We start from the raw sequence: 21,950 nt of genomic DNA on the forward strand, positions 1-21,950 counted from the left end.
TCAGTTGGCAAGTGCCGTGGCGGCCGCGCGGCGCACCAGGCTCGGCAGCACGCTCACGCGATACCAGGGCGGCACCTCGACGCTGTCCCGGCCGGTGAACTCCGCGGCCAGTTCTGCGGCCATATCGGCCACCCGCGCGGGATCGAGCACTGCGCCAAGCAAGGCATCTTCCAGCCGCGCCCAACGGCGCGGGGTCTGTTCGACGGAACCGACGGCGATCCGGACCGCCTGGACATGGCTGGCGGTATCGACATTCACGGAGAGGCTGACGATCGCGACGGGATAGTCGCCTGATTTGCGCAGCGGCAGGCGGGCATGCGCGGTCCTGCGTTCTGTCCGGGGCACGATGATCCTGGTGAGCAACCGGCCAGGCGACAATGTCGATCGCCGCTTGAGAAAGTCGACCAGGCTCATGCGCTCGCCGGCGTCACGGCTTGCAATCTCGACCGCGGCATCGAGACAGAGCAGCGCCGGCACGCAATCGGCGGCGTAAAAACCCAGCGCCGACAGATTGCCGCCGACCGTTGCCAGCGCGCGAACGGCCGGGTTGGCCGAGCTGCCGGCAGCTGCCGCGAGCACGCCGAATTCCGGAAGGCCGGCCAAGGCTGCCGCCAGCGCCGCGTGCGTCACCGCCGCGCCAATCTCGATGGCATCCTTGCCGATCCGGATCGCACTGAGCTCGCCGATCTTGCCGATCGCGACATAATTTGGCCTGAGCGGTTCGTGCCGGATCGGTGACCGCATGATCCAGGTGCCGCCGGCAAAGGGGGCACCGGCAGCGCCGTAGTCGGCCAGCGCATCGAGCGCCGCCGGCAATGAGGGGGCAACGTAGATCGATGCTGTCCGATCGTCTTGCACGTGAGACCCGGCCGTCATTGGCTTCGCTCCTGTCGCAGGCGATCGAGCAGCACGCCGATGATGACGATCGCGCCGAGCACGACCATCTGGACGTAGCCATCGATGCGGGTGAGGTTCATGCCGTTGGACAGGATGGTCACGAACAGGGCGCCGAGCACCGCAGTGCCGACGCCGCCGCGGCCGCCTGCGAGGCTGGTTCCGCCGACCACGGCGCCGGCGATCGCCTGCAGCGACAGCGAGCCACCGAGATTCGGTTCGCCGGAGCCGGTGCGCGCCGTCATCATGATGGCGCCAAGCGCGGCGAGTGCCGAGCACAGCACATAGGTCAAGGTCAGGATCCGCTTCACCGGCAAGCCCGCCACCGCCGCCGCGCGCGGGTTGGTGCCGATGATGTAAAGCGAGCGGCCAAAGACGGTGCGCACCAAGGTCAGGTGCAGCACGATCCCGACCGCAATCGTGATTACGATGGCGGCGGGGACGCCGAGAACGTTGCCGCCATAGAAGATTTGCGAGAACAGGCTTGGTACGCCTTGTACCGGCCGTCCCGCCGACAGCGTCGTTGCGACACCGATCGCGATGTTGTAGCTGCCGAGCGTCGCAACAAAGGGGTTCACGCCGAGCAGCGCGACCACCACGCCATTGAACAGGCCACAGGCGATGCCGAGGCCGAAGCCGGCGGCGAGGCCGGCGAGCAGCACCGCGGTCGTGTCGTGGCCCGATGCCGTGGCGCCCGCCATCGCCAGCGCAGTGCCGACGCTGACCATCGACACCGTCGGGCCAAGGGCGAGGTCGAAGCCGCGGGTCAGGATCACCACGGTCTGCGCCATGGCGAACAGCGCGAGATAGCTGGTCTGCTGTGCGATATTGAGCAGATTGGCGGGCGAGAGCACGCGTCCGTCGACCGCGGCAAAGCCGAGCAGCAGGATGACCAGCGCAATCGGCAGCATCGCGCGCCAGAGCAATTGGGCCGGCAGCCTCTTTGCAAGTCCCGTATCTTTGGCTGCGACAGACAGCTCGACGTCAGACACGGGATTTCCTCCGTCGGCTGAGTTCGTCCAGCGCCACGGCAGCGACCATGATGATTCCGAGGAACACCGGCTGCAGGCGGGAATCGATGTGCAGCAAATTGAGCGCGTTGCCGAGGATGGTCAGGAACAGCGCGCTGATGGCGACGATCTCGATCCGGCCGACCCCGCCGCGCAGGCTAACGCCGCCGATCACGGCGGCGGCGATCGACTGCAACATCATGCGGTCGCCGCCAAAGCTTGCCTGGCCGGAGCCGACCTGCGCGGTGAGCAGGATTCCGGCGAGTGCGGCGAGTACGCTGGACACGACGTAGGTACCGACGATATGGCGCTGGACCGAGACGCCCGACACCACGGCCGCGTCGACATTGCCGCCGATCGCGTAGACGTAGCGGCCGAACAGCGTGCGCCGTTGCACGAACACCATGACGGCGATGACGGCGAGCGCGATATAGACCGCGGTCGGCAGGCCGAACACCTGGGCGCGCCCAAAGCCCTTCACGAAGACTTCCGGCATGCCGTAGACCGGGATGCCGCTCGTGATCATGAGGCCGACGCCTGCGGTCGCCGACATCGTGCCCAAGGTGACCACGAAGCCGGAGACCTTGAGCTTCGCGACGCAGAAGCCGCTGACCAGCCCGACCACCAGCCCGCAGCCGAGCCCGGCAGCGACGCCGCTTGCGATGATGAGGGCGTTGTTGCCGGGAAACGCCGCCGCCGTGATCGCCATGGTCTTGGCGGTCACCACGCTCGCCAGAGCAACGACGGCGCCGACCGAGAGATCGAAACCGCCTGCGATGATCACCAGCGCCTGGCCGCAGGCGACGATGGCCAGAAACGACGCGTTGCGCAGGATGTTGAGGATATTGATGATGCCGTAGAACTGGGGATCAATCGCCGACATGCCGGCAACGAGTGCCACCAGAAGCGCCGGCAGTAAGCCGATCCGCCCGACGATCGATTGAAGGCCGATCGATGTCTGCGGTCGGGCAGCGGCGAGGGTCGTGTTCATGCGACCTCCGCCGTGAGGTGATCCCTGAAGAAGCTCGCAAGCACGTTCTGCTCGGTCTTCTCGGCGCCCTTCAACTCGGCAGCGATCCGGCCGTTGTGCATGACATAAAGCCGGTTCGACAGTGCCAACACTTCCGGCAGTTCGGACGACACCACAATCACCGCCGCACCAGCCTCGACCAGGCGTTTCATGAACTCGTAGACTTCGAGCTTGGCGCCGACGTCGATGCCGACGCTCGGCTCGTCGAACAGGAACACGGTCAGTTCGCGCGTCAGGGCGCGGCCGAGCATCACTTTCTGACGATTGCCGCCGGACAGCGCACCGGCGGTGCGCTCGATGTTGGGCGGCCTGAGCTGCAACCGCTCCATGATGCCGGCGATCGTGACGCGCTCCGCGGCCTGTCGCAGCATGCCGAAGCGGGCGAAGGCGGGCAGGTCGAGCGCGGTCATCGATGCGTTCTCGCGGATCGGGCGCGACAGCGCCAGCCCTTCGGCGATCCGGTTGGCGGGGAAATAGGCAACGCCATGTTTCAGGCTGCGCCGCGGCGCCGGGAATTCGTAGGGCAGGCCGTCGAGGCGGACCACGCCGGAGGCAATCGGCGCAAGTCCGTAGATCGCCCGGATCAGCTCCGATTTGCCGCAGCCGACGAGGCCCGCAATGCCGGTGATCTCGCCGGCCTGGGCGTAGAAGTTCACGTCGCGAACGCTGCCATCGGTGAGCGTCAGGTTTTCGACATCGACCATCACCTTGTCCGGTTGGTGCGTGATCGCCGGAAACAGCAGGTCGATCTTGCGGCCGGTCATCAGCTCGACCAGCTCGCCATCGGTCGAAGAGGCGGCCTCGAGGGTGCGGATATGGCGGCCATCGCGCAGCACGGTCACACGATCGGCGAGCGCGCGGATCTCGCGCATGCGGTGCGAGACGTAGATCAGCCCGACATTCTGGCGCTTCAGCCGGGCAATCAATTCGAACAGCCGTCCGGTCTCCCGCTCGGTCAGCGAGGCGGTCGGCTCATCAAGGATCAACAGCCGCACCCGGCCAAGCAGCGCTTTGGCGATCTCCGCCATCTGCTGGTGCGCGCGCGACAGATCGTCGACGCGCTGCGAAGGATCGAGGTCGAAGCCGAGCTCGTCGATCAGCGCCGTGGCGCGCTTGCGCATCTCCCGCGCACGCAAAACGCCGCCGTTCGAGACCTCGCGACCGAGGAACAGGTTCTCTTCCACCGTCAGGCTCGGAACCAGTGAAAATTCCTGGAACACCGGACTGATGCCGATCGCGCGCGCCCGCTGCGGCGAGAGATGGCGGATTTCCTCGCCGCCGAAATGGAACGTGCCTTCGTCGGCGGCAAAGGTGCCCGACACCACGTTTATCAAAGTCGATTTGCCGGCGCCGTTCTCGCCGAACAAGACGTGCAGTTCGCCGGCGCGGACATCGAGATCGACCCGATCAAGCGCCCGGACGCCGGCAAATCGCTTCGAGATGCCCCGCAAGGCGAGCAGCGGCTCGGTCCGGTTCAAGTCGATATCGGCATCCATCTGCTTCTCCGTGCAGGTCCGACAAGCAGGCGAGAGCATCCTGCTCCCGCCCGCAATGCGTTGCCGGGGCTTACTTGGCGCTTACTTGCTGCTTACTTGGCCTTGACCGAATAGACCGGCGTCCAGCTTGCCGGCGCCAGCACGAGGTCCATCTGCAATTTCGGGACGGTAGTCTTGTCGATCACTGCGGCGATCGGCTGCACAAGCGCCATCACCGGCTTCTTCTCGATGAGACGCACAGCCTGGTCGATTGCGATCGCGCCTTCGCCGACTGGATACTGGGTTGCGAAGGCGAGGATGTCGCCGCGGTTGAGCGCGTCCAGCATCGCCTGGTTTTCATAGGACGACACGATCTTCAGATCATTTCGTCCGGCTTCGGCGACTGCGCCGATCGCGGCTTCCGCGGTGGGAGCGGTGCCCCAGATCACGTTCATGCTGGGGTAGGCCTGCAGCGCGTCCTGGATGAGCTGAAGTTGCACCGCGACGCCAGAGTCGCCGAACTTCTCGGCCAGGATCTTGGCGTTCGCGTTCTTGGCGACCGCCTTCTTGACGCCCTCGTTGAAAGATTCCGCCCAGCCCGAGCCGGCCGGACCGGGGAACGTGACGATGTTGAGCTTGTCGCCGGGCTTGGTCTGCGCCAGCAGGCCTTCGCCGGTGACCTCTCCCATGGCGACAAAGTCGACATAGTTGGCTGCGGGCAGGGCGTTGGGCGGCAGCGGGTTGGTGACCCCCACGACCGGCACGCCCTTGGCCTTGGCTTCCTCGAATTTCTTGCTGAGGCCCGCGCCGGAGATGGCGCCGACGATGATCGCGTCCGGTCCGCTCGCCATGCAGTCGTCGAATTGCGACAGCTGCTTGGGAAGGTTCTCGTAGCCGCCTGCTTCATACAGCGTCATGTTAACGTTCATGGTCTCGGCCTGCTTCACGATGCCGTAGGCGACAGCGACCCAGAAGCTGTCCTTCATGTGCGGGAACAGCACGCACAGCTTGTAGGGCTTCTCGGCCTTCGGCAGCGGCGTGTACTCCGCCGGCTTCGGGGTGCCGGACGAAGCGTCATAGACCTTCATCGGAAACCACGGCGTCTCGGCCGACGCCGGCGTGATCGCGGAGGCAAGGGCGAGGCTTGCAATGATGCCGAGGGTGGAGCGGATCGGTCGTATCCGACTGGCGGGATGGTTGGTCATGGTCTGTCCTCGTTGTTCGAATTGAAGGTGAGGCATGCACGCGCCGTGCCGCCGACGGGCGGCGCGGTATCTGGTCGGATCAGTCCGCGGCCCAGTTGGCGACCGAGCGCCGCTCGAACACTTCGCGGAACTGACGCGTGGATTCGGGAAGCAGCGCGCCGCTGCCCCAATCGAGGATCACCGCGTGCTGGCGGATCACGTCGAGGACGTCGAGCGCGCCGCTGCGGTAGCGCTGCGCCACGATTTCCGGATCGAGCCGCACATTGGCGACGCGCTCGCGCCTGATCCGGGAGCGCAGCGCATCGGTCGCGGCCTTGTCGACCTCGTATTCGCAAAGCTCGGCGTCGACGATCTGCACCACCACGCCATAGTCCTTGGCGGCGCGCGCGACCGAGACGTAGTCGTCCTTGATGTCTTCGATCACGAGGCGCGGATCGCGTTCGAGCGGGTCGCCGAAGCCGCCGCCGCCAGCGGTCGGCCGCGCGAACACGTCGCCTTCGCCGATCGGAACGTCGGAGAAGATCGAGCCGAGCCGTTCCGCAGGCTTGCTGCCGGCACGATGCAAGGTCAGGCCGTGCGGCATCGACGGCAGGCCGCCCTCGATGCCCCAGACGACGGCGCGCTCGCGGTCGCAGATGTAGGAGATCACGGTCTTCTCCGCCTGCAACATGCGCGACACCTTCTCGACGCCGGCGCCGCCGCGCCATTTGCCGGGCCCGGGCGAGTCGGTGAGGATCTCGCACTTCGTGGTCAGGATCGGGTTGGCGCGCTCCTGGCCCTCGACCGGCTGCGACATCAGCCCGGTTCCGAAGCAGGCGGTGGTGACGTTGCTGCCGTCCTTGCCGTTGCGTCCGCCCCAGCCGCCGGGCAGCCAGTCGTAGAACATGAAGATCGGCTTGTCGGAGCTGCGGGCGTCAAGGCCGCCGGTCAGCAGATATTCCAGGTTGAAGGCGCAGGCGAGCGCGCGCTCCGGCATCAGCTTCGACCACATCTCGTAGATCGAGTTCATGATCTTCTCGAACGGCATCAGGAAGCCGGTGACCGCGATCGGCCATTTGGCATCGACGATCGAGCCCTCCGGCGCGATGATGTCGAAGCAGCGGTAGAAACCGGAGTTGAGCGGCAGATCGGGGAAGAAGGTCTTCATGCCGGCCGCCACCGCCGAGAAGGTGGCGCCGAAGGCCGAATTGTAGATCGAGCCGATGGTCGGATGGCTTCCAGTGAAATCGTAGATCGCGCGATCGCCCTTGATCGTCATCTTGATCCTGATCGGGATCATGCCTTCGCCGCCGGCGGGGTCGCGGTCGATGAAGTCGACCGTCTCCCATTCACCGTCGGGCAGCGCCGCGATCCGCTGGCGTGCCGAGCGCTCGACATAGTCCTGCACCGCGGCAAGCCCGGTCTCGACGGTGTCGCGGCCATATTTGTTGACCAGGCGCAGGATCTCGCGCTCGCAGACTGCCGTGGCCTCGGCCTGCGCCTGGATGTCGCCGATGATCGACGCCGGATCGCGGGTGTTGGAGGCGATCAGATGCGCGACGTCCTTGCAGAAGCGTCCCTTGTCGAACAGGCGGATCGGCGTGATGCGCAGCCCCTCGCGGAACATCTCACGAGCGGCGACGTCGAACGAGCCCGGCACGCTGCCGCCGACGTCGGACCAATGCCCGTTCGACTGGCTGAAGGCGATGATCTTTCCGTCGGCGAAGATCGGCCGGATCAGACGTACGTCGGAGAAATGCGTGCCGCCGGCATAGGGGTCGTTGATTGCGAACACGTCGCCTTCGTGCATGTCGCCCTCGAAGTGACGCATGACGTCCTTGCAGGTGAAATGCAACGTGCCGACATGGACGGCGATGTCCTGATTGCCCTGGGCAGCGCACTCGCCTTTGGCATCGTGCAGGGCGCTCGAGAAGTCGCGGTTGTAGATCACGAAGGAGTAGCAGGTGCGCAGCACCTGCTCGCCCATCTGGTCGACGCTGGTGATGAAGGAATTCTTCAGCACTTCGAATGTGACGGGGTCGAGCGCAAGTTCTCCGGCCATCGGATCACTCCTTCACGCGAATGATGATGTTGAGGTATTTGTCGACCTCGGCGCTGGCGCCCGGTGGCACCACCGTGGTGGCGTCGACTTGCTCGATGATCGCGGGGCCCTGGAAGCTGAAACCGCAGGGCAGGTCGTCGCGCTGATAGACCGGCGTGTAGAGCCCGTTGCCCTCGAACCAGACCCGGCGCCGATCGACCGGCTCCGGGATCGCCCCGGTGGCCTTGTGCACGGCGAATTCGGCCTTGGGGACGACGCCGATGGCCTTCAAATTGAGGCGGAAGAAGCTGACCGGCGAGTCGTCCCGGCGGAAATTGTATTCACGCTTGTGCTCGGCGTGGAAGCTCTGGACGAGATCGCTGATCGGGCCGATCGGCCGCAGCGCGCTTACCGCGAGCGAGCGCCACTGGCCGCGATACATCATGTCGATCGACCGCTGCAGCACGATGTCCTGGGCGGCGACGCCCTCGTGGGTCAACCGCGCGAGCGCTTCCTTTTCTAGCACGGCGAACTGCGCCTCGATGTCGGCGGCATCGGCTTCATCGGCGCCGACCATGCAGCTTTGCGAGAAGTCGTGCTGCATGTCGACCAACAGACAGCCGAGCGCCGAGGTGACGCCGGGGTTCGGCGGCACGATCACGACGGGGATCGCGAGTTCGCGCGCGACGTCGACGCCGTGCAGGGCACCGGCGCCGCCGAACGCCACCAGCGCGAAATCGCGCGGGTCGTAGCCACGGCTGATCGAGATCAGGCGCACCGCATCCGACATGTTGGCGTTGGCGACCTTGAGAATGGCGTCCGCCGCCTCGTGCAGGCCGAGGCCGAACGGTTTTGCAACGCCATCCTCGACCGCCTGGTGGGCAAGCTCGGGATCGAGCGTCACCTTGCCGCCTGCGAGGCTGGTGCCGAGCCGGCCCATCGTAACGTTGGCGTCGGTGTTGGTTGGCTGCGTATTGCCGTTGCCGTAGCAGGCCGGCCCCGGATGAGCGCCGGCCGATTGCGGCCCGTTGCGCAGGGAGCCCGCCGGATCGGTCCAGGCCAGCGATCCGCCGCCGGCGCCGATGGTAAGCACCTCGATCGAGGCAAAGCGGATCGGATAGCCGAACTCGATGTACCAGTCCTTGGTGATGCGCGACTGGCCTTCATAGGCCAGCGACACGTCGGTCGAGGTGCCGCCCATGTCGAGGCCGATGGAATTGGGAAAGCCGCACAGACCGGCGATGTAGCGGCTGGCGATGGCGCCTGCGGCAATTCCGGAGCCGGCCAGACGTGCGGCGAAATCCTTGACGCTCGCGGGCGTCATGACGCCGCCGCCGGTGTGCAGCAGCAGCAGATCGCGGGTATAGCCTTCATCGGCGAGCCGGTCGCCGAGCCTGGTGGTGTAGCTGACGACCACCGGGCTCACGACGGCATTGGCGACCGTGGTCGAGAACCGTTCGTGCTCGAAGATTTCCGGCAGCACCTGCGAGGAGATCGATACCGGAATATCGGGCATTTCCTTGAGCAGGATGTCGCGCATCGCGCGCTCGTTCGCGCCGTTGAGATAGGCGTTCATGAAACACACCGCGATCGCGGCAACGCCGCGGCGCTTGAGGATGCGCGCAACCTCGCGCGCGGCGTCGACATCGAGCGGCTCGATCACCTTGCCGGCCGCATCGATGCGTTCGGGTACGGTCAGCCGGTCACGCCGCGGCACGTAGGGTTTGACCACGTCCTTGTAGGTGTCCCAGAGGTCTTCCTTGTTGGCGCGGCGGATTTCGATGACGTCGCGGAATCCCTGCGTGGTCACGACGGCGGTGCGCGGCAGCCGGCGCGTGATCAGCGCATTGGTCGCGACCGTGGTGCCGTGCGAGAACAGCGCGACTTTGGACAGGTCGATACCGGCCTTGGAGACGCCGCCCATGATGCCCTCGATGGGATCGCGCGTCGTTGCCGTCTTCTCGATGCGGATGAGGCCGCTTGCCTCGTCCATGATGCAGATGTCGGTGAAGGTGCCGCCGACGTCGACGGCAACGCGAAGGTTCTGCACGATACGACTTCCTTTCGAGCCCGGGCCGGACGAGGTCGTGACGCGACTGCGCGCGCCGGATCGACGATCCGGTTGGCTCAGACGATCGGTTCGACCGGCGGATTTCCGCAGATGTCGCGAGGATTGTAGGCAGGCCGCGGGCTCAGCTCTTGACGCTCAGCGCAGGAAGATTTGCGCTGGAGAGCACGAGGCGTTGGATTGCTGCCTAGCCTAACGCGCGATCAAAGCGGAGCGGGAGCAAGGCGGCGACGCGTCAGGGACGCGCCGTGCGCGATGCAGCCCGCGCCTCGCTCGGCGTGCAGCCGAAGCGGCTGCGGTAGTTGCGGCTGAACTGGGCCTGGTCGCCGAATCCCCAGTGATAGGCGATCTCCGAGATGCTCTTGCGGCACTGCGGATCGCGCAGCATGGCATCGCACATCGCCAGGCGCTGAGTGCGAACGTAGGTGCTGACGGTGATGCCTTCGCTTTCAAATAGCTGGTGCAGATATCTGAGCGAGATGCCGCACGCGTCCGCCACCATCTGCGGCGTCAGCCGCATGTCGTCGAGGCGAGTGCGGATAAAGTGCTCGCAGCGATGCAGATGGGCATTGCGGATCGTGGACGAATGCCCGGCCAGCACGCGCTCGTCGGACTCGACCGCCATCGCCAAGAGATCGATCAGGTGCCGGCCCATCATGGCTCGCGCCGGCTCGTCCATCTCTTCGATGCGTTCCCCGGCAAGGCGCAGCGTATCGACGAACAGTCCGCCGACGCTGCGGGTGCAGTCGAATTGCAGGGTTGCGAGCCGTTCGGGGCGCGAGATCCGCGCCTTCAGCACGGCACTCGGGATCTTCAGCACCCAGAGCGCCGTCGGATCGCGGTGGCTGAACTCGTAGGGCAAATGGCTGCGTTCGATCAGGAAAGCGCCGGGACGGCACAGCACCTCCTTGCCGTCCTGCGCGAAGCGGATTTCCGCAAGCTCCGGCACCGTGATCAGGAAACACTCTTCCCGTTCATTGAGCAGATGGCGCTCGTGCCGCTTGTAGAGCAGGCCGTCCGACACGTTGCGGGAGACCGAAAGCGGCCCGAGCGACCAGGCACCCAAACTGCCGTTGAAGTCGTGGCCTCCGAGAAAGCGAAGGTCGAGCGAGAAGTAGATGTCGGAAACGACTTGCTGCCAGTACTGCCGGCGTTGCTGCGCGGGAATGTCGTTTGTCGCGTAAGTGGTCTGCATCTTGCGCTCCGTCACTGCCGTCGACTGCTGTCTTGTCTTTATCTCTGCTGACACGGTCCGTTCCGGCGTTGGCCGTCGGCCCGTCGCAGCTCCTGCGACTTTCCTTCTTGCTATTCCCTTGCAACTCCCGTGCCCGAACGCGGGAGATAGGTTCTTGTCATGTTCCGCGCATTGCGCGATCGGATCACGCGCCGGACGCACAGAATGACGACATCTGCCGCACAGACAAGCGTGTCGAACGGACCCGGTCGACACGCTGCGTGTTGTCGAAGCCGCCCCGGCGCTGTTACGCCAGGGAACTGCGCAGCCGCGTCAGCAGTCCGGCGCGATGATGGCGCGCGGCAAGCGCCTGATCCATCCCGACCTTGACGAACCTCACCGGCGTGTTGGGCTGAAGCTGGCCGATCAGGTCCATGTCAGCCGCAATGACGGTGCCGACCATGAAATAGCCGCCGCCGGAAACCGCATCGCGATGCAACACAATCGGCTCGGTGCCGCCGGGCACCTGGATCGAACCGTAGGGATAGCAGGCGTCGGTGATGTTGGAGGGATCGGAGCCGGCCCCGAACGGAGGCTCGCGCGGAACGAATTCGAGCGGCTTGCCGCCCTTGAAGCGGTAGCCGATCCGGTCCGCTTCCGGTGCGACCTTCCAGGTATCGGAGAAGAAGCCGCTGCCGGCGGTCTCGGTGAGGCGGTGCCAATAAAGTCCCGGCATGGCGCGCAGCTCCGTCGGCATTCCTGCCGGCAGCCCGCGCAACTCCTTGGCGATCGTGCGGCCTTCCTCGGCCGGCGCCGCTGATGCGCCGACCGGCAATTCATCGCCGGCCTCGAGCTTGCGTCCCTTGAAGCCGCCGAGCGCGCCGAGCGCGTAAGTCGAGCGCGAGCCGAGCACCAGCGGCACGTCGATGCCGCCGGCGACCGCGATGTAGGCGCGCGCGCCCTGTTTGAGGAAATCGAACGAAAGCCTCTCACCGCGCTTCACCTTGAAGCTGGTCCAGCTCTCGCGCGGCGCGCCATCGAGCTTCGGCGGCAACTCGGCTCCGGTGACCGCGACGACGGCATCTTCGGTGAACTCAAGCTCGGGCCCCATGAAGACGGCTTCGAGCACGGCGGCGCCTTCCTCATTGCCGACCAGCAGATTGGCCGCCGCGAGCGCGTGACGGTCCATGCCGCCGGAGAGCGGGATGCCGATGTGATAATAGCCGGGACGACCGAGATCCTGGACGGTGGTCGCAAGTCCCGGTTTCAAGACCTTAATGGGCATGGAGCACCCCCTCGAGCTTGCGATTATAGGCATCGATGTCGCGGTTGAATTCGGTCAGCGAGAACGAGACGTTGCGGATCACGGGCGCGAAGCGGCCGGCATCGACATCGGCGACTGCGGCGTCATAGGCCGGCCGGTCGATCGGCTTCCACTTCACGATGTCGCCCGGCCTGAACAGGCACATGAAATCCCGGAGATAGCTGATCTTCTGGTTCGGATCGTAGATCGGCATCGGCGTGATGCCGAACATCTGGTAGCCGCCGGCGCCGCGCACCGAGTAGATGCAGCTGAAGCAGCCGCCATGTCCGACCGTCAGCTTCGGCGTGTCGGTACGTGGACGCAGATATTTCGGGGCCTGAAGCTGCCGCTTGCGGTCGACCATCTGGTAGAGGAAGGGCAGACCGGCAACGAATCCGACCATCGAGACGAACCAGGGCGCGCTGGAATGCGCCTTGACGAACGAATCGACGCTATCGAGGTTGTTGATGCGCGCCGCATATTCGAGATCGGTGCCGTCGGGATTCTGGTGGCGCTCGCGAAACCGCATCAAGGTCTCGTGCGTCCAGGGATCGTTGTAGAGCACCGGGATCTCGATGATCCGCGTCTTGATGACCGGCTCGGATTTCTCGGTCGACGAATCCAGCCGCTTCAGCTCGGCGAGGAGGTCGTCGGGCTTGATCTGATCCGGATCGAACTTGACCTGGTAGGACGCGTTGGCCGGGCAGATCTCGGTCACGCCCCTGATCCTGGCGTCGCGCACGGCGTTGGTGACGAAGAGGCTCTTGAAAAAGGCCTCCAGCGACATCGCTTCGTCGACTTCGGCAAAGATGTGCTCGTCGCCGCCGTAGGAAAATCTGGTTTGCATGGAACTGCGGCCTCCTGTTGCTGACGGGGCGGGTTATCGTGCGGTTGTCGGAGTGAGTGTCGCGGACGGCGGCGTCGTTGCCGCCGCAAGGGCCTCGGCATGTGACGCGAGCCACGGTTCGAGCCAGGCGGTGTGGAAACGCGAGGCCTGTACGTCGGGGTCACCTGCCAATGCCTGGTGCAACGGCTTGGTCGTCGCCAGCCCTTCGACCTCGAGCTCGGCGAGCGCGCGGATGAGCCGCGCGATGGCGCGCGGACGGTCGCGATCGTGAACGATCAGCTTTCCGAGCAGGCTGTCGTAGAAGGGCGGCACCGTGTAGCCGGCATAGAGCATGCTGTCGAAGCGCACCCCGTCTCCGCCGGGAATGCGGAGCGCGCTCACCGTGCCGGGGTTTGGCAGGAAGCCCTTTGCAGGATCCTCCGCATTGATGCGGACCTCGATCGCATGGCCGTCGACCTGCACCTGATCCTGACGGATGCGGAGCGGTTCGCCGCCCGCAATCCGGATCATCTCGACCACCAGGTCGATCCCGGTCACCATCTCCGTCACCGGATGCTCGACCTGGATGCGGGTGTTCATCTCGAGGAAGTAGAATTCATGGCTGCGGTCGTCATAGAGATACTCGATCGTCCCGGCGCCGCGATAGTTCACCGCCTTGGCGAGCGCGACCGCTGACGCGCAGAGCAGTCCACGCACCGCTGGGGTCAGCGACGGCGAGGGGGCTTCTTCCCACACCTTCTGACGGCGGCGCTGCAACGAGCATTCGCGTTCGAAGCAGTGAATGACGTCGTTGCCGTCGCCCAGCACCTGCACCTCGATATGCCGGGCGCCTTCGACCAGCTTCTCGACATAGAGGCCGCCATCGCCGAACGCCGCCAGTGCCTCGGCCTGCGCCTGCGGCATCAAATGATGAAATTCCTCCGCGGTTCGCGCAATGCGGATGCCGCGCCCGCCGCCGCCGGCCGCGGCCTTGATCATCACCGGGAAGCCGGTCGTTTCGACCAGCGCGAAGGCGGCCTCGGCGGCCTCCAGCCGTCCGCGGCTGCCCGGGACCGTCGGAACGCCGGCGGCAGCCGCCGCTTCGCGGGCGGCAACCTTGTCGCCCATCAGGCGGATCGATTCTGCGGTGGGTCCGACAAAAATAAGGCCGGCGGCTGCGACCGCCGCGGCGAAGCTCGCGTTCTCCGCAAGGAAACCATAGCCGGGATGGATGGCGTCGGCACCGGTGGCCTTGGCCGCGGCGAGGATCGCATCCTGGTTGAGATAGGATTTCGAGGCCTGCGGCGGACCGATGTCGACCGCCTCGTCGGCGAGGCGGACGGCGAGCGAGTCCCTGTCGGCCTTGCTGTAGACCTGCACGGTCGCAATGCCGAGTTGGCGGGCCGCGCGGTTGATCCGCACGGCAATCTCGCCGCGGTTGGCAATGAGGAGCTTCTTGATCGTCATGGATGCTGGTCGGCTCAAACGTCGATCTCGGCGATGGGCTGGCCGGCCATCACGGCTTCTTCGTTCTCCGTCAGGAAGCGCACGATCTTGCCCGCTGCGCCTGCCTTGACCTCGTTGAATGATTTCATCACCTCGATGAGGCCGATCGTGTCGTCTTCCGTGATGCTGTCGCCGTCAGATTTGTAGTCCGGCTTGTCGGGGGCGGGCTTGCGGTAGAAGATGCCCGGTAGCGGCGAGAGTATCTGCTGAGTGGCCATGGAATGTCCTCGTGTGTTCGCTTCGATCGTCGTGGCGCGATGCGTCAGGGCGCCGTCAGATAGGGACGCACCGCTTCGCGAACCGCCTCCGCGATGGCAACCGCATTGGGTGTGTCGGAATGGATGCAGATGGAATCGGCCCCGACAATGATGTCGTTTCCGGCCACCGTGCGGGTCTTGCCCTCGTTCACCGCGCGCGTGCAGCGTGAGGCCGCATCGACGGGATCCTTGGCGTCGTGTTCGCGGGTGATGATGAGGCTGCCGTCGGCGTTGTAGTCGAGATCGGCATAGTATTCGGCGACGAAGGTGTGGCCGCGGCGCTCGTAGACCTTCTGATGCAGCGTGCCCTTCATGCCGAGCAACGGCACCTTGTAGACATCGGCGGCGTCGGCGACTGCCTCCGCGATGTCCTCGTTGCGGGATGCCATGCCGTACAGCGCGCCGTGCGGTTTAATGTGATTGAGCGGCATGCCCTCGGCATCGAGGAACGCCTTGAGCGCACCGATCTGATAGAGCAGGCAGTTCGCGAGCTCGTCGCGATCGATCTTCATCTCCCTGCGCCCGAAGCCCTGCAGATCAGGCAGCGACGGGTGGGCGCCGACTTTGACGCCATGCTGCCTGGCCAGTTGCACGGTCTTGCGCATGTGGTTGAAGTCGGAGGCATGAAAGCCGCAGGCGACGTTCGCGACGTCGATATGAGGCATCAGGGCCTTGTCATCGCCCATCCTGTAGAGTCCGTAGGCTTCGCCCATGTCGCAATTGATGACGACCATATTTCACTTTCCTCCCGTTGTCCTGTTCCGGGTTGTTGCGTGTGATCCGATCGGCCGGCCCGCTTGCGGATGCGACGAGGCATCCGCACGCGGCGCGCGGCGAGCCTATTTGGAGATCAAATAGTCGACCGGGATTTTTTCCGAGATCGTCCACTGATCGATCACCTTCGGTTTGCCGGCCTCGGTGTCGACGATCAGATAACGGCCCTGGTTCTGGTGGTGGATGTCCTTGGTGAAAGTGCGCGGCCCGAACAGCGTCGACTCGTTGTTCATTTTCTCGAGCTCGGCCACCACGCCCGCAGCGTCGGTCGTCTTGGCGCGTTCGACCGCCTTGGCCCAGACGTCGATCAGGACGTAGCCCGGATAGACGTACTGGCTGGACGGATCGCCGCCGGTGACTTCCTTGTACTTCTTGTTGAACTCGTTGACCTTCGGGTTCGGATCGTCGCCATAGACCGAGCCTTGCACCGGGACGTAGAAGTTCGACAGGTCGGGCACGGCGTTCAGCCAATAGCTGCCGTCGACGCCCGAGCCGTTGAGGATCATCGATTTGATGCCGGCGGCGCGGATCTGCTTGATGGCAGAGACGGCGCCCGGCATCATGGTGCAGAGCATGATGGCGTCGGGTTCCTTGGGCAGGCTCTTGATCCGCGTGATCTGGGATGCGATCGAGGCGTCGTCGTTCTTGAAGGTGTCGCTGCCGGCGAGGGTGGCGTCCTTCAGACGAGGCAGCATCCAGTCGAAGCCGTCGCAGATGCCCTTGTTGTAGACGGTCCAGCTGTCGAGCAGCCGGTAAAAGCTGCGGACATTCTTCTTGGTATAGGCCCATTCCGACATGGTCGCGCCCTGCACCGGCGCCAGCACCGAGGCCGAGAACGAGAACGGCCCGACGCCGGGGATGCCGGCCTTGATCGATTCGGCGCACAGGAAGAAGGAGACCTTGCCGGCCGCCTGCGCCTGCAGCGCGGCCGGCGCGCCGAAATCGTAGTCGCAGGAGACGATGACGAGGTCGGCACCCTGGTCGAGCACCGCAAGTCCTGCCTTGGCACCTTCGGCCTGGTCGGTCTTGGTGTCGGCGAACACCGGCTTGATCTTCTTGCCAAGCAGGCCGCCCGCCTTGTTGATCTCGTCGATGCGGATCAGGGCGGCATCCTGCGCCGGCTTGTCATAGGCCTGCATGAAGCCCGACGCGGCGGTCGCGAACCCGACCACGATCTCGTTCGCGGCGTGGGACGGTGTGAGCCACAATGTGGACACGCCGGCCAGTATCCCCAGTATCTTGGTAAAACGCATGATCCACTCCTCCAATGATGCAACGAACTTCAGTTGGTTTCCTTCAGCGCAGTCTGTACTGGCTGTGCAAGGCGCCGCTGCAGCGGCCAGCCGCGCCATGTGAATTCGCGGTTGCGGGTCAGACCGCTCGGCAGGTAGATCAGGATGATGATGGTGATGATGCCGATCGCGATCTCCTGGGCGCCGTTCGGCAACCCAACGGTCAGGCTGCCGACGCTGAAGCCCTTTTCGAGGTTGCGAAACAGCTCGATCAGCACCGACATCGCGACCACGCCGGACACCGCCCCGCTGAGGCTGTACATGCCGCCGACCACCAGCATCGACAGCGCGATGAAGGTGGTGCGCAGGTAGAACGAGCCGGGATTGACGATGCTCAGGAAGTGCGCATAGAGCGCGCCTGCCAGACCGATGATGAAGGCGCTGACCACGAAGGCGACCAGCCGCTCACGCACGATATCGACCCCGGAAGCGCTGGCGGCGACGGCCTCGTCACGCGCCGCGCGCAGCGCGAGCCCGGAGCGCGACACCGAGTAGAGATAGGCGATCGCGATGGCGACCGCGGCGCCGAGCCACCCGACCCAGACGTTCATGGTCGGGGGAATTCCGACGATCGAACCCTGTCCGCCGGTGACCGAGTCCCAGTTCGAATAGACGTTGTTGACGACGCCGAGCAGGCCGAAGGTGGCGATCGAGGCGGCAATCCCGGAGAGGCGCATGATGATGCGCCCGACGATCAGCGCAAACAGCGCCGCAAACAGGCCGGAGATCGGCGTCGCGATCCACATCGGCAATTGCGTGTGCAGCAGCCAGGCCGGCAATCCCTTGAGCGTGATCGACTTCATGACCGGCGGGATCGCCAGCCATGCCGTCATGTAGGCGCCGAGGCACATGAAGCTGATATGCCCGAATGACAGCAGGCCGGAATTGCCGACGAAGGCGTACAGGCCGACCACCACCATGATGTTGATGAACATTTCGATCGCGGTGCGATTGAAGGCGCGGCTGCCGAACTGATAAGTCAAGGCCGTCATGGCCAGCAGCACCACGATCAGGATGATCGGGGTGATGATCGTTTGCCGGATGACGGATGGCGGCCGCGACATGAATCAGACTCGCTGCTTGGCGGATTTGGGGGCGAACAGGCCCTGCGGACGAACCAGCAGGACCACGATCACCGCGCCATAGACGAAGGCGTCGCGGAACACGCGGGCATCGTGCGGCAGGGTGGCCTGGAACACGACGCTCGCAGCCCCGATCAGGAAGCCGGCGGCGACCGCGCCGGGCACACTGCCGAGCCCGCCGATCACGGTCGCGATGAAGGCGATCAGCATGACATTGGCGCCCATCCCGATATCGGCGGTGCCGGAATTGGTGGCGAGGATCAGGCCGATCGCCGCCGCCAGCATGCCGCTGATGGCAAAGGCCAGCAGAATGACGCCGTTGGCGCGTACGCCGAGCATGCGGGCCATGGTGAAATTCTCGGCGGCGGCACGCATCTCGAGGCCGTAGCGCGTGCGCTTCAGGAACAGCACCAGCGCGGCGAGCACCACCAGCGTGATGATGATGGTCACGACCTGCAGCATCGGAATATGGGCGCCGAGAAACTCCACCGGCAGGCCGAGGCCCGGCCACAGCGTGATCGACTTCGGGCGGCTCGAATAGAGCAACAATAACAGGTGCCGGATCACGAAGCCGAGCGCAAAGGACGCGATCATCATGGTCGCCGGATTGGCGTTGCGGAAGCGGCGGAAGACTACGACTTCCGACAGCATCGACAGCCCGGCGCCGACCAGCAGCAGCAGGGGGATCAGCAGGTAGAACGGCAGCCGGCCGGCAAATACGATCGCGGCGGCATCCACCGACGGCAACAACATGGCGAAGACGCAAAAGGCGATGAAGTCGCCATGCGCAAAGTTCACCAGGCGCATGACCCCGAACACCGCCGCTATACCGAGGGCGCCGAGCGCATAAAGGCTGCCCAGGCTCAACGCGTCGAACACGATTTGCAGGGCGGCAGTCATGGTCTAATGGTCCCCGAAGCCGAAATAGGCCTGTTTCAGCCGTGCGTCCTTGACCATGTCGGCGGCCTCACCCTCCAGCACGATGCGTCCGCCCCGGATCAGGACCATTCGCCCGCCCGTCATCTTGGCGCGGGTCGAGCTTTGCTCGACGATCAGCAGCGTGAGCTTGCGCTGCGCGCGCAGCCGCATCAGGATCTCGTAGACTTGGTCGATGATCTTGGGCGCAAGGCCGAGCGACGGTTCGTCGATTGCCATGATGCGGGGCGCCGCCATCAAGGCGCGGCCGATCACCAGCATCTGTTGCTGACCACCCGACAGCATCCCGGCCGTGGTGTGGCGGCGCTCTGCCAGCATCGGAAAATCCCGGTAGACGGACTCGAGATCGCCAGCAATTTTGCTCCGGTCGGCGCGCATGCCGGTGCCGACCTTCAGGTTCTCTTCGACGGTCAGTCCGCCGAACACGTTGCGTCCTTCGGGCACCAGCGAAAATCCGCGCCGTGCGATCTCTTCCGGTGCTGCGCCGGTCACGCGCCCGCCGTCCAGCGTAATGCTGCCCGAGCCTGTCGGCACGACGCCGGCGATCGCATTCAGCAGGGTCGACTTCCCGGCGCCGTTGGGGCCGGTCACGAACAGGATCTCACCCTCGGCGATGGTCAGCGTGACGCCACGCAGGGCAGTGAGGCGCCCATAGCTCACGGTGATGTCGTTGACCGCCAGCAAGGTCATGACGCCGCGGCCTCTTCCGCGAGCGCCGGAACGACCTCGTCCTGCTGCGTGCCCATATAGGCATGGCGAACCGCGTCGCTGCGGCGGATCTGGTCGGGCGCACCGACCTCGATGATCTCGCCGGAATCCAGCACGAAGATGCGTTCGCACAGTTCGAGCACGAGCCCGATGTTATGCTCGATCAGGAGAACGCCGATGCCGAGCTCGCCCGCGATCCGCTTGATGACCACGGCCAGATCGTGGCTCTCATGCTCGGACATGCCGGCTGCGGGCTCGTCGAGCAGCAGATAGCGCGGCGTGCACATGATGGCGCGGCCGATCGCAACGCGGCGTTCGTCGGTATAGGGCAGGGCGCCGGCAATTGTGGCTGCGAGCGGCGAAATGCCGAGCCAGGTCAAGACGCGCCTGGCTTCCGCAATCGCGTCGCGCCGGCTCAGGCCGAGGCCGACGCCGGTCACCTCGAGGTTGTCGAGAACAGGGAGATCGCGGAACAGCCGCCCGGACTGAAACGTGCGCGCGACGCCCATGCGCCGCAGTTTGTGCGCGGCAATGCCGCCGATCGCGGCACCCTCCAGCTCCACAGTTCCCGTGCCGACCGGCTGGAATCCGGTCAGGACGTTGATCAGTGTGGTCTTTCCCGCGCCGTTGGGCCCGATCAATCCGGTGATGCGGCCGCGGGGGACAGCCAAGGTCACGTTCGACAGCGCTTTCAGGCCATCGAATTGGACGCTGACGTCGCGAGCGACCAACTCCAAGCCTTGGGAAGTCATCGAGCTGCCGTCCCCTACGCGAAGCAACGATTGATTTTTTAGACGCGCGGGGCGATTGTAAAATTCGAAAAAGTAGTCACTGATATCGGAAAAATTGATGACCCTGACTTTCCGTCAGGTCCGCCACTTCATTGCCACCGCGGAATCCGGGAGGGTTTCGGCGGCTGCGGCTGCGCTCAACGTGACGCAATCGGCCGTCACGGCATCGATCAAGGCGCTTGAAGCCGACCTCGGCCACAAGCTGTTCGACCGGCATTCCAACGGCGTCACGCTCACCGTCGATGGTCAGCAGTTCCTGCAGCGCGCCCGCGCCGTCGAAGCCAGCGTGTCGGATGCGATGCGGGGGCCGCACCGCTGGGGCACCCAGGTCGACGGCACCGTCGACGTCGCGGTCAGCTACACGGTGGCCGGATATTTCCTGCCGCCGCTGCTGTCGCGCTTCTGGCGATCCTTTCCGGGCATTACCGTGCGGCTTCATGAGTTTCAGCGCGACGCCATCGAGCAGAGCCTGGTGAAGGGCAGCGTCGATGCCGCGATCATGCTTGTCTCGAATTTGCATGATCGGCGCAGCATCCATTCACGGCTCTTGCTGCGGTCTCCGCGCCGGCTCTGGACCTGCGCCAATCATCCGCTGTTGCGCAAGGACAAGGTCACGCTGGCCGACCTTGCCGGCGAGCCGTATCTGATGTTGACGGTCGACGAAGCCGAACGTTCCGCGATGCGTTACTGGCAGCGTACCCCGCATGTCCCCAACGTGACCTTCCGAACGTTGTCTGTGGAAGCGGTTCGAAGCATGGTGGCGACCGGAATGGGCATCACAATCCTGTCCGACATGGTTTATCGGCCCTGGTCCCTCGAGGGCCACCGTATCGACGTCAAGGTGCTGGACGATGACGTGCACACGATGGACGTCGGCCTTGCCTGGAAAAGCAAGGCGCGGCTTTCTCCGGCGGCCCGCGCCTTCTGCGAGTTTGTCGCGCACGCTTATCCGGGATCGGAGCCGATCCAGTTCGACTGAGGATGGCGGTCAAGGGGGCACGTGAAGGGCCGTCGCCGCGACTGTGACCCAACTAACAAGAGCTGCAATGGCGTTCGTGCTAGCGTCTGAGCGCGGTTGGCACCGTGCCCCCACGGCGCCTCCGTTCCAAGGGGCTGCCCGCTCATTACGAACCGCCTAGCAGCCGCGGGCGTGGCAGTCCTGCGGGCGCTTTGGATCAGCGGTCCACTTCGATTTCAAGTTCGGCGAACCGCTTGTATATCCACGATCGTCCGTCAAACCGTCGCCAGACGCGCCCCCAAGCCAACTCGCTCGTAATTGTTCGCCGTGGGACAATCACAGTCCACACGTGCCAAAGCGACATCCAGTCAGGCTTCGTCATGCAGCTTCTTCAGTCAATTTGATCGGTTCGTATGTACGAAGCCGCCACGCCGAATATCCTGGCGCGACGGCTTCGCCATGGTGGACCCGGATGGAGGGCAATATCCGGTACGCTGATGTCTGAGGGCTTCTGAGCATCAAGGCAAACGAACTCGCGCGTTAAGCTTGATGTCGCGCGGCGAGGTTAAATCTGGAACTCCTGCGCTCGGGTTAGCCCAATTTAGTTGAGGTTAACCGCGCCATGTTATTGACGTCACACA

The 21,950-nt window shown here is 64.8% G+C and carries 19 protein-coding genes; 1 reads left to right on the plus strand and 18 read right to left on the minus strand.

From position 1 onward, the window contains the following. The 18 genes from K359_RS0115965 to K359_RS0116050 form a co-directional block, all read right to left on the minus strand. On the minus strand, positions 1-876 hold the full coding sequence (locus tag K359_RS0115965) for a xanthine dehydrogenase family protein subunit M (RefSeq protein ID WP_084518406.1): 876 nt from the start codon (positions 874-876) through the stop codon (positions 1-3). Next, positions 873-1,886 (minus strand): ABC transporter permease, encoded by a 1,014-nt coding sequence (locus tag K359_RS0115970; protein ID WP_029080242.1) that lies wholly within the window; start codon positions 1,884-1,886, stop codon positions 873-875. Before K359_RS0115970 ends, K359_RS0115965 begins: the two co-directional genes overlap by 4 nt. Further along, complete coding sequence (locus K359_RS0115975; protein ID WP_029080243.1) at positions 1,879-2,895, minus strand: ABC transporter permease; 1,017 nt, start codon at positions 2,893-2,895, stop codon at positions 1,879-1,881. Before K359_RS0115975 ends, K359_RS0115970 begins: the two co-directional genes overlap by 8 nt. Further along, positions 2,892-4,430 carry a sugar ABC transporter ATP-binding protein gene (locus tag K359_RS0115980; RefSeq protein WP_029080244.1) on the minus strand — a complete coding sequence of 513 codons (1,539 nt, stop codon included), beginning with the start codon at positions 4,428-4,430 and terminating at the stop codon, positions 2,892-2,894. Before K359_RS0115980 ends, K359_RS0115975 begins: the two co-directional genes overlap by 4 nt. A gap of 92 nt (positions 4,431-4,522) precedes the next feature. Continuing rightward, a complete protein-coding gene (gene torT / locus K359_RS0115985; RefSeq protein ID WP_051346151.1) occupies positions 4,523-5,614 on the minus strand; it encodes a TMAO reductase system periplasmic protein TorT in 1,092 nt (363 codons plus the stop codon). Positions 5,615-5,693: 79 nt separating this feature from the next. Continuing rightward, positions 5,694-7,655, minus strand: a complete 1,962-nt coding sequence (locus K359_RS0115990; RefSeq protein WP_029080246.1) for a hydantoinase B/oxoprolinase family protein — start codon at positions 7,653-7,655, stop codon at positions 5,694-5,696. Between the two features lie 4 nt (positions 7,656-7,659). Beyond that, positions 7,660-9,684, minus strand: a complete 2,025-nt coding sequence (locus tag K359_RS0115995; protein ID WP_029080247.1) for a hydantoinase/oxoprolinase family protein — start codon at positions 9,682-9,684, stop codon at positions 7,660-7,662. 253 nt (positions 9,685-9,937) lie between these two features. Beyond that, complete coding sequence (locus K359_RS0116000; protein ID WP_029080248.1) at positions 9,938-10,897, minus strand: helix-turn-helix domain-containing protein; 960 nt, start codon at positions 10,895-10,897, stop codon at positions 9,938-9,940. A gap of 286 nt (positions 10,898-11,183) precedes the next feature. Beyond that, a complete protein-coding gene (locus K359_RS0116005; protein WP_029080249.1) occupies positions 11,184-12,161 on the minus strand; it encodes a biotin-dependent carboxyltransferase family protein in 978 nt (325 codons plus the stop codon). Beyond that, entirely contained in the window at positions 12,151-13,026 is an 876-nt protein-coding gene (locus K359_RS0116010; protein ID WP_029080250.1) for an allophanate hydrolase subunit 1, read from the minus strand. Before K359_RS0116010 ends, K359_RS0116005 begins: the two co-directional genes overlap by 11 nt. A gap of 33 nt (positions 13,027-13,059) precedes the next feature. Continuing rightward, a complete protein-coding gene (locus tag K359_RS0116015) occupies positions 13,060-14,472 on the minus strand; it encodes an acetyl-CoA carboxylase biotin carboxylase subunit (protein ID WP_029080251.1) in 1,413 nt (470 codons plus the stop codon). A 14-nt stretch (positions 14,473-14,486) separates the two neighbouring features. After that, positions 14,487-14,729: an acetyl-CoA carboxylase gene (locus K359_RS0116020; RefSeq protein ID WP_029080252.1), complete on the minus strand. Its 243-nt coding sequence runs from the start codon at positions 14,727-14,729 to the stop codon at positions 14,487-14,489. 44 nt (positions 14,730-14,773) lie between these two features. After that, the gene (locus K359_RS0116025; protein ID WP_029080253.1) at positions 14,774-15,502 is read right to left on the minus strand and encodes a LamB/YcsF family protein; all 729 of its coding nucleotides are present in this window, start codon (positions 15,500-15,502) and stop codon (positions 14,774-14,776) included. A 105-nt stretch (positions 15,503-15,607) separates the two neighbouring features. Beyond that, positions 15,608-16,795, minus strand: coding sequence for an ABC transporter substrate-binding protein (locus tag K359_RS0116030; protein WP_084518407.1), 1,188 nt, complete (start codon positions 16,793-16,795; stop codon positions 15,608-15,610). A 29-nt stretch (positions 16,796-16,824) separates the two neighbouring features. Further along, positions 16,825-17,898 (minus strand): branched-chain amino acid ABC transporter permease, encoded by a 1,074-nt coding sequence (locus K359_RS0116035; protein WP_029080255.1) that lies wholly within the window; start codon positions 17,896-17,898, stop codon positions 16,825-16,827. A gap of 3 nt (positions 17,899-17,901) precedes the next feature. Then, positions 17,902-18,816, minus strand: a complete 915-nt coding sequence (locus K359_RS0116040; protein WP_029080256.1) for a branched-chain amino acid ABC transporter permease — start codon at positions 18,814-18,816, stop codon at positions 17,902-17,904. A 3-nt stretch (positions 18,817-18,819) separates the two neighbouring features. After that, entirely contained in the window at positions 18,820-19,542 is a 723-nt protein-coding gene (locus K359_RS0116045; protein ID WP_029080257.1) for an ABC transporter ATP-binding protein, read from the minus strand. Then, positions 19,539-20,312: an ABC transporter ATP-binding protein gene (locus tag K359_RS0116050; protein ID WP_035976647.1), complete on the minus strand. Its 774-nt coding sequence runs from the start codon at positions 20,310-20,312 to the stop codon at positions 19,539-19,541. The genes K359_RS0116045 and K359_RS0116050 overlap by 4 nt, the downstream gene beginning before the upstream one ends. A 97-nt stretch (positions 20,313-20,409) precedes the next feature. Between K359_RS0116050 and K359_RS0116055 the strand changes: the two genes are divergently transcribed. Continuing rightward, positions 20,410-21,330, plus strand: coding sequence for a LysR substrate-binding domain-containing protein (locus tag K359_RS0116055; RefSeq protein ID WP_029080259.1), 921 nt, complete (start codon positions 20,410-20,412; stop codon positions 21,328-21,330). The last annotated feature ends 620 nt before the right edge of the window (positions 21,331-21,950 follow it).

It is taken from the genome of Bradyrhizobium sp. th-b2 (assembly GCF_000426785.1).
In the GTDB taxonomy this organism is placed as follows: Bacteria; Pseudomonadota; Alphaproteobacteria; order Rhizobiales; family Xanthobacteraceae; genus Bradyrhizobium; species Bradyrhizobium septentrionale.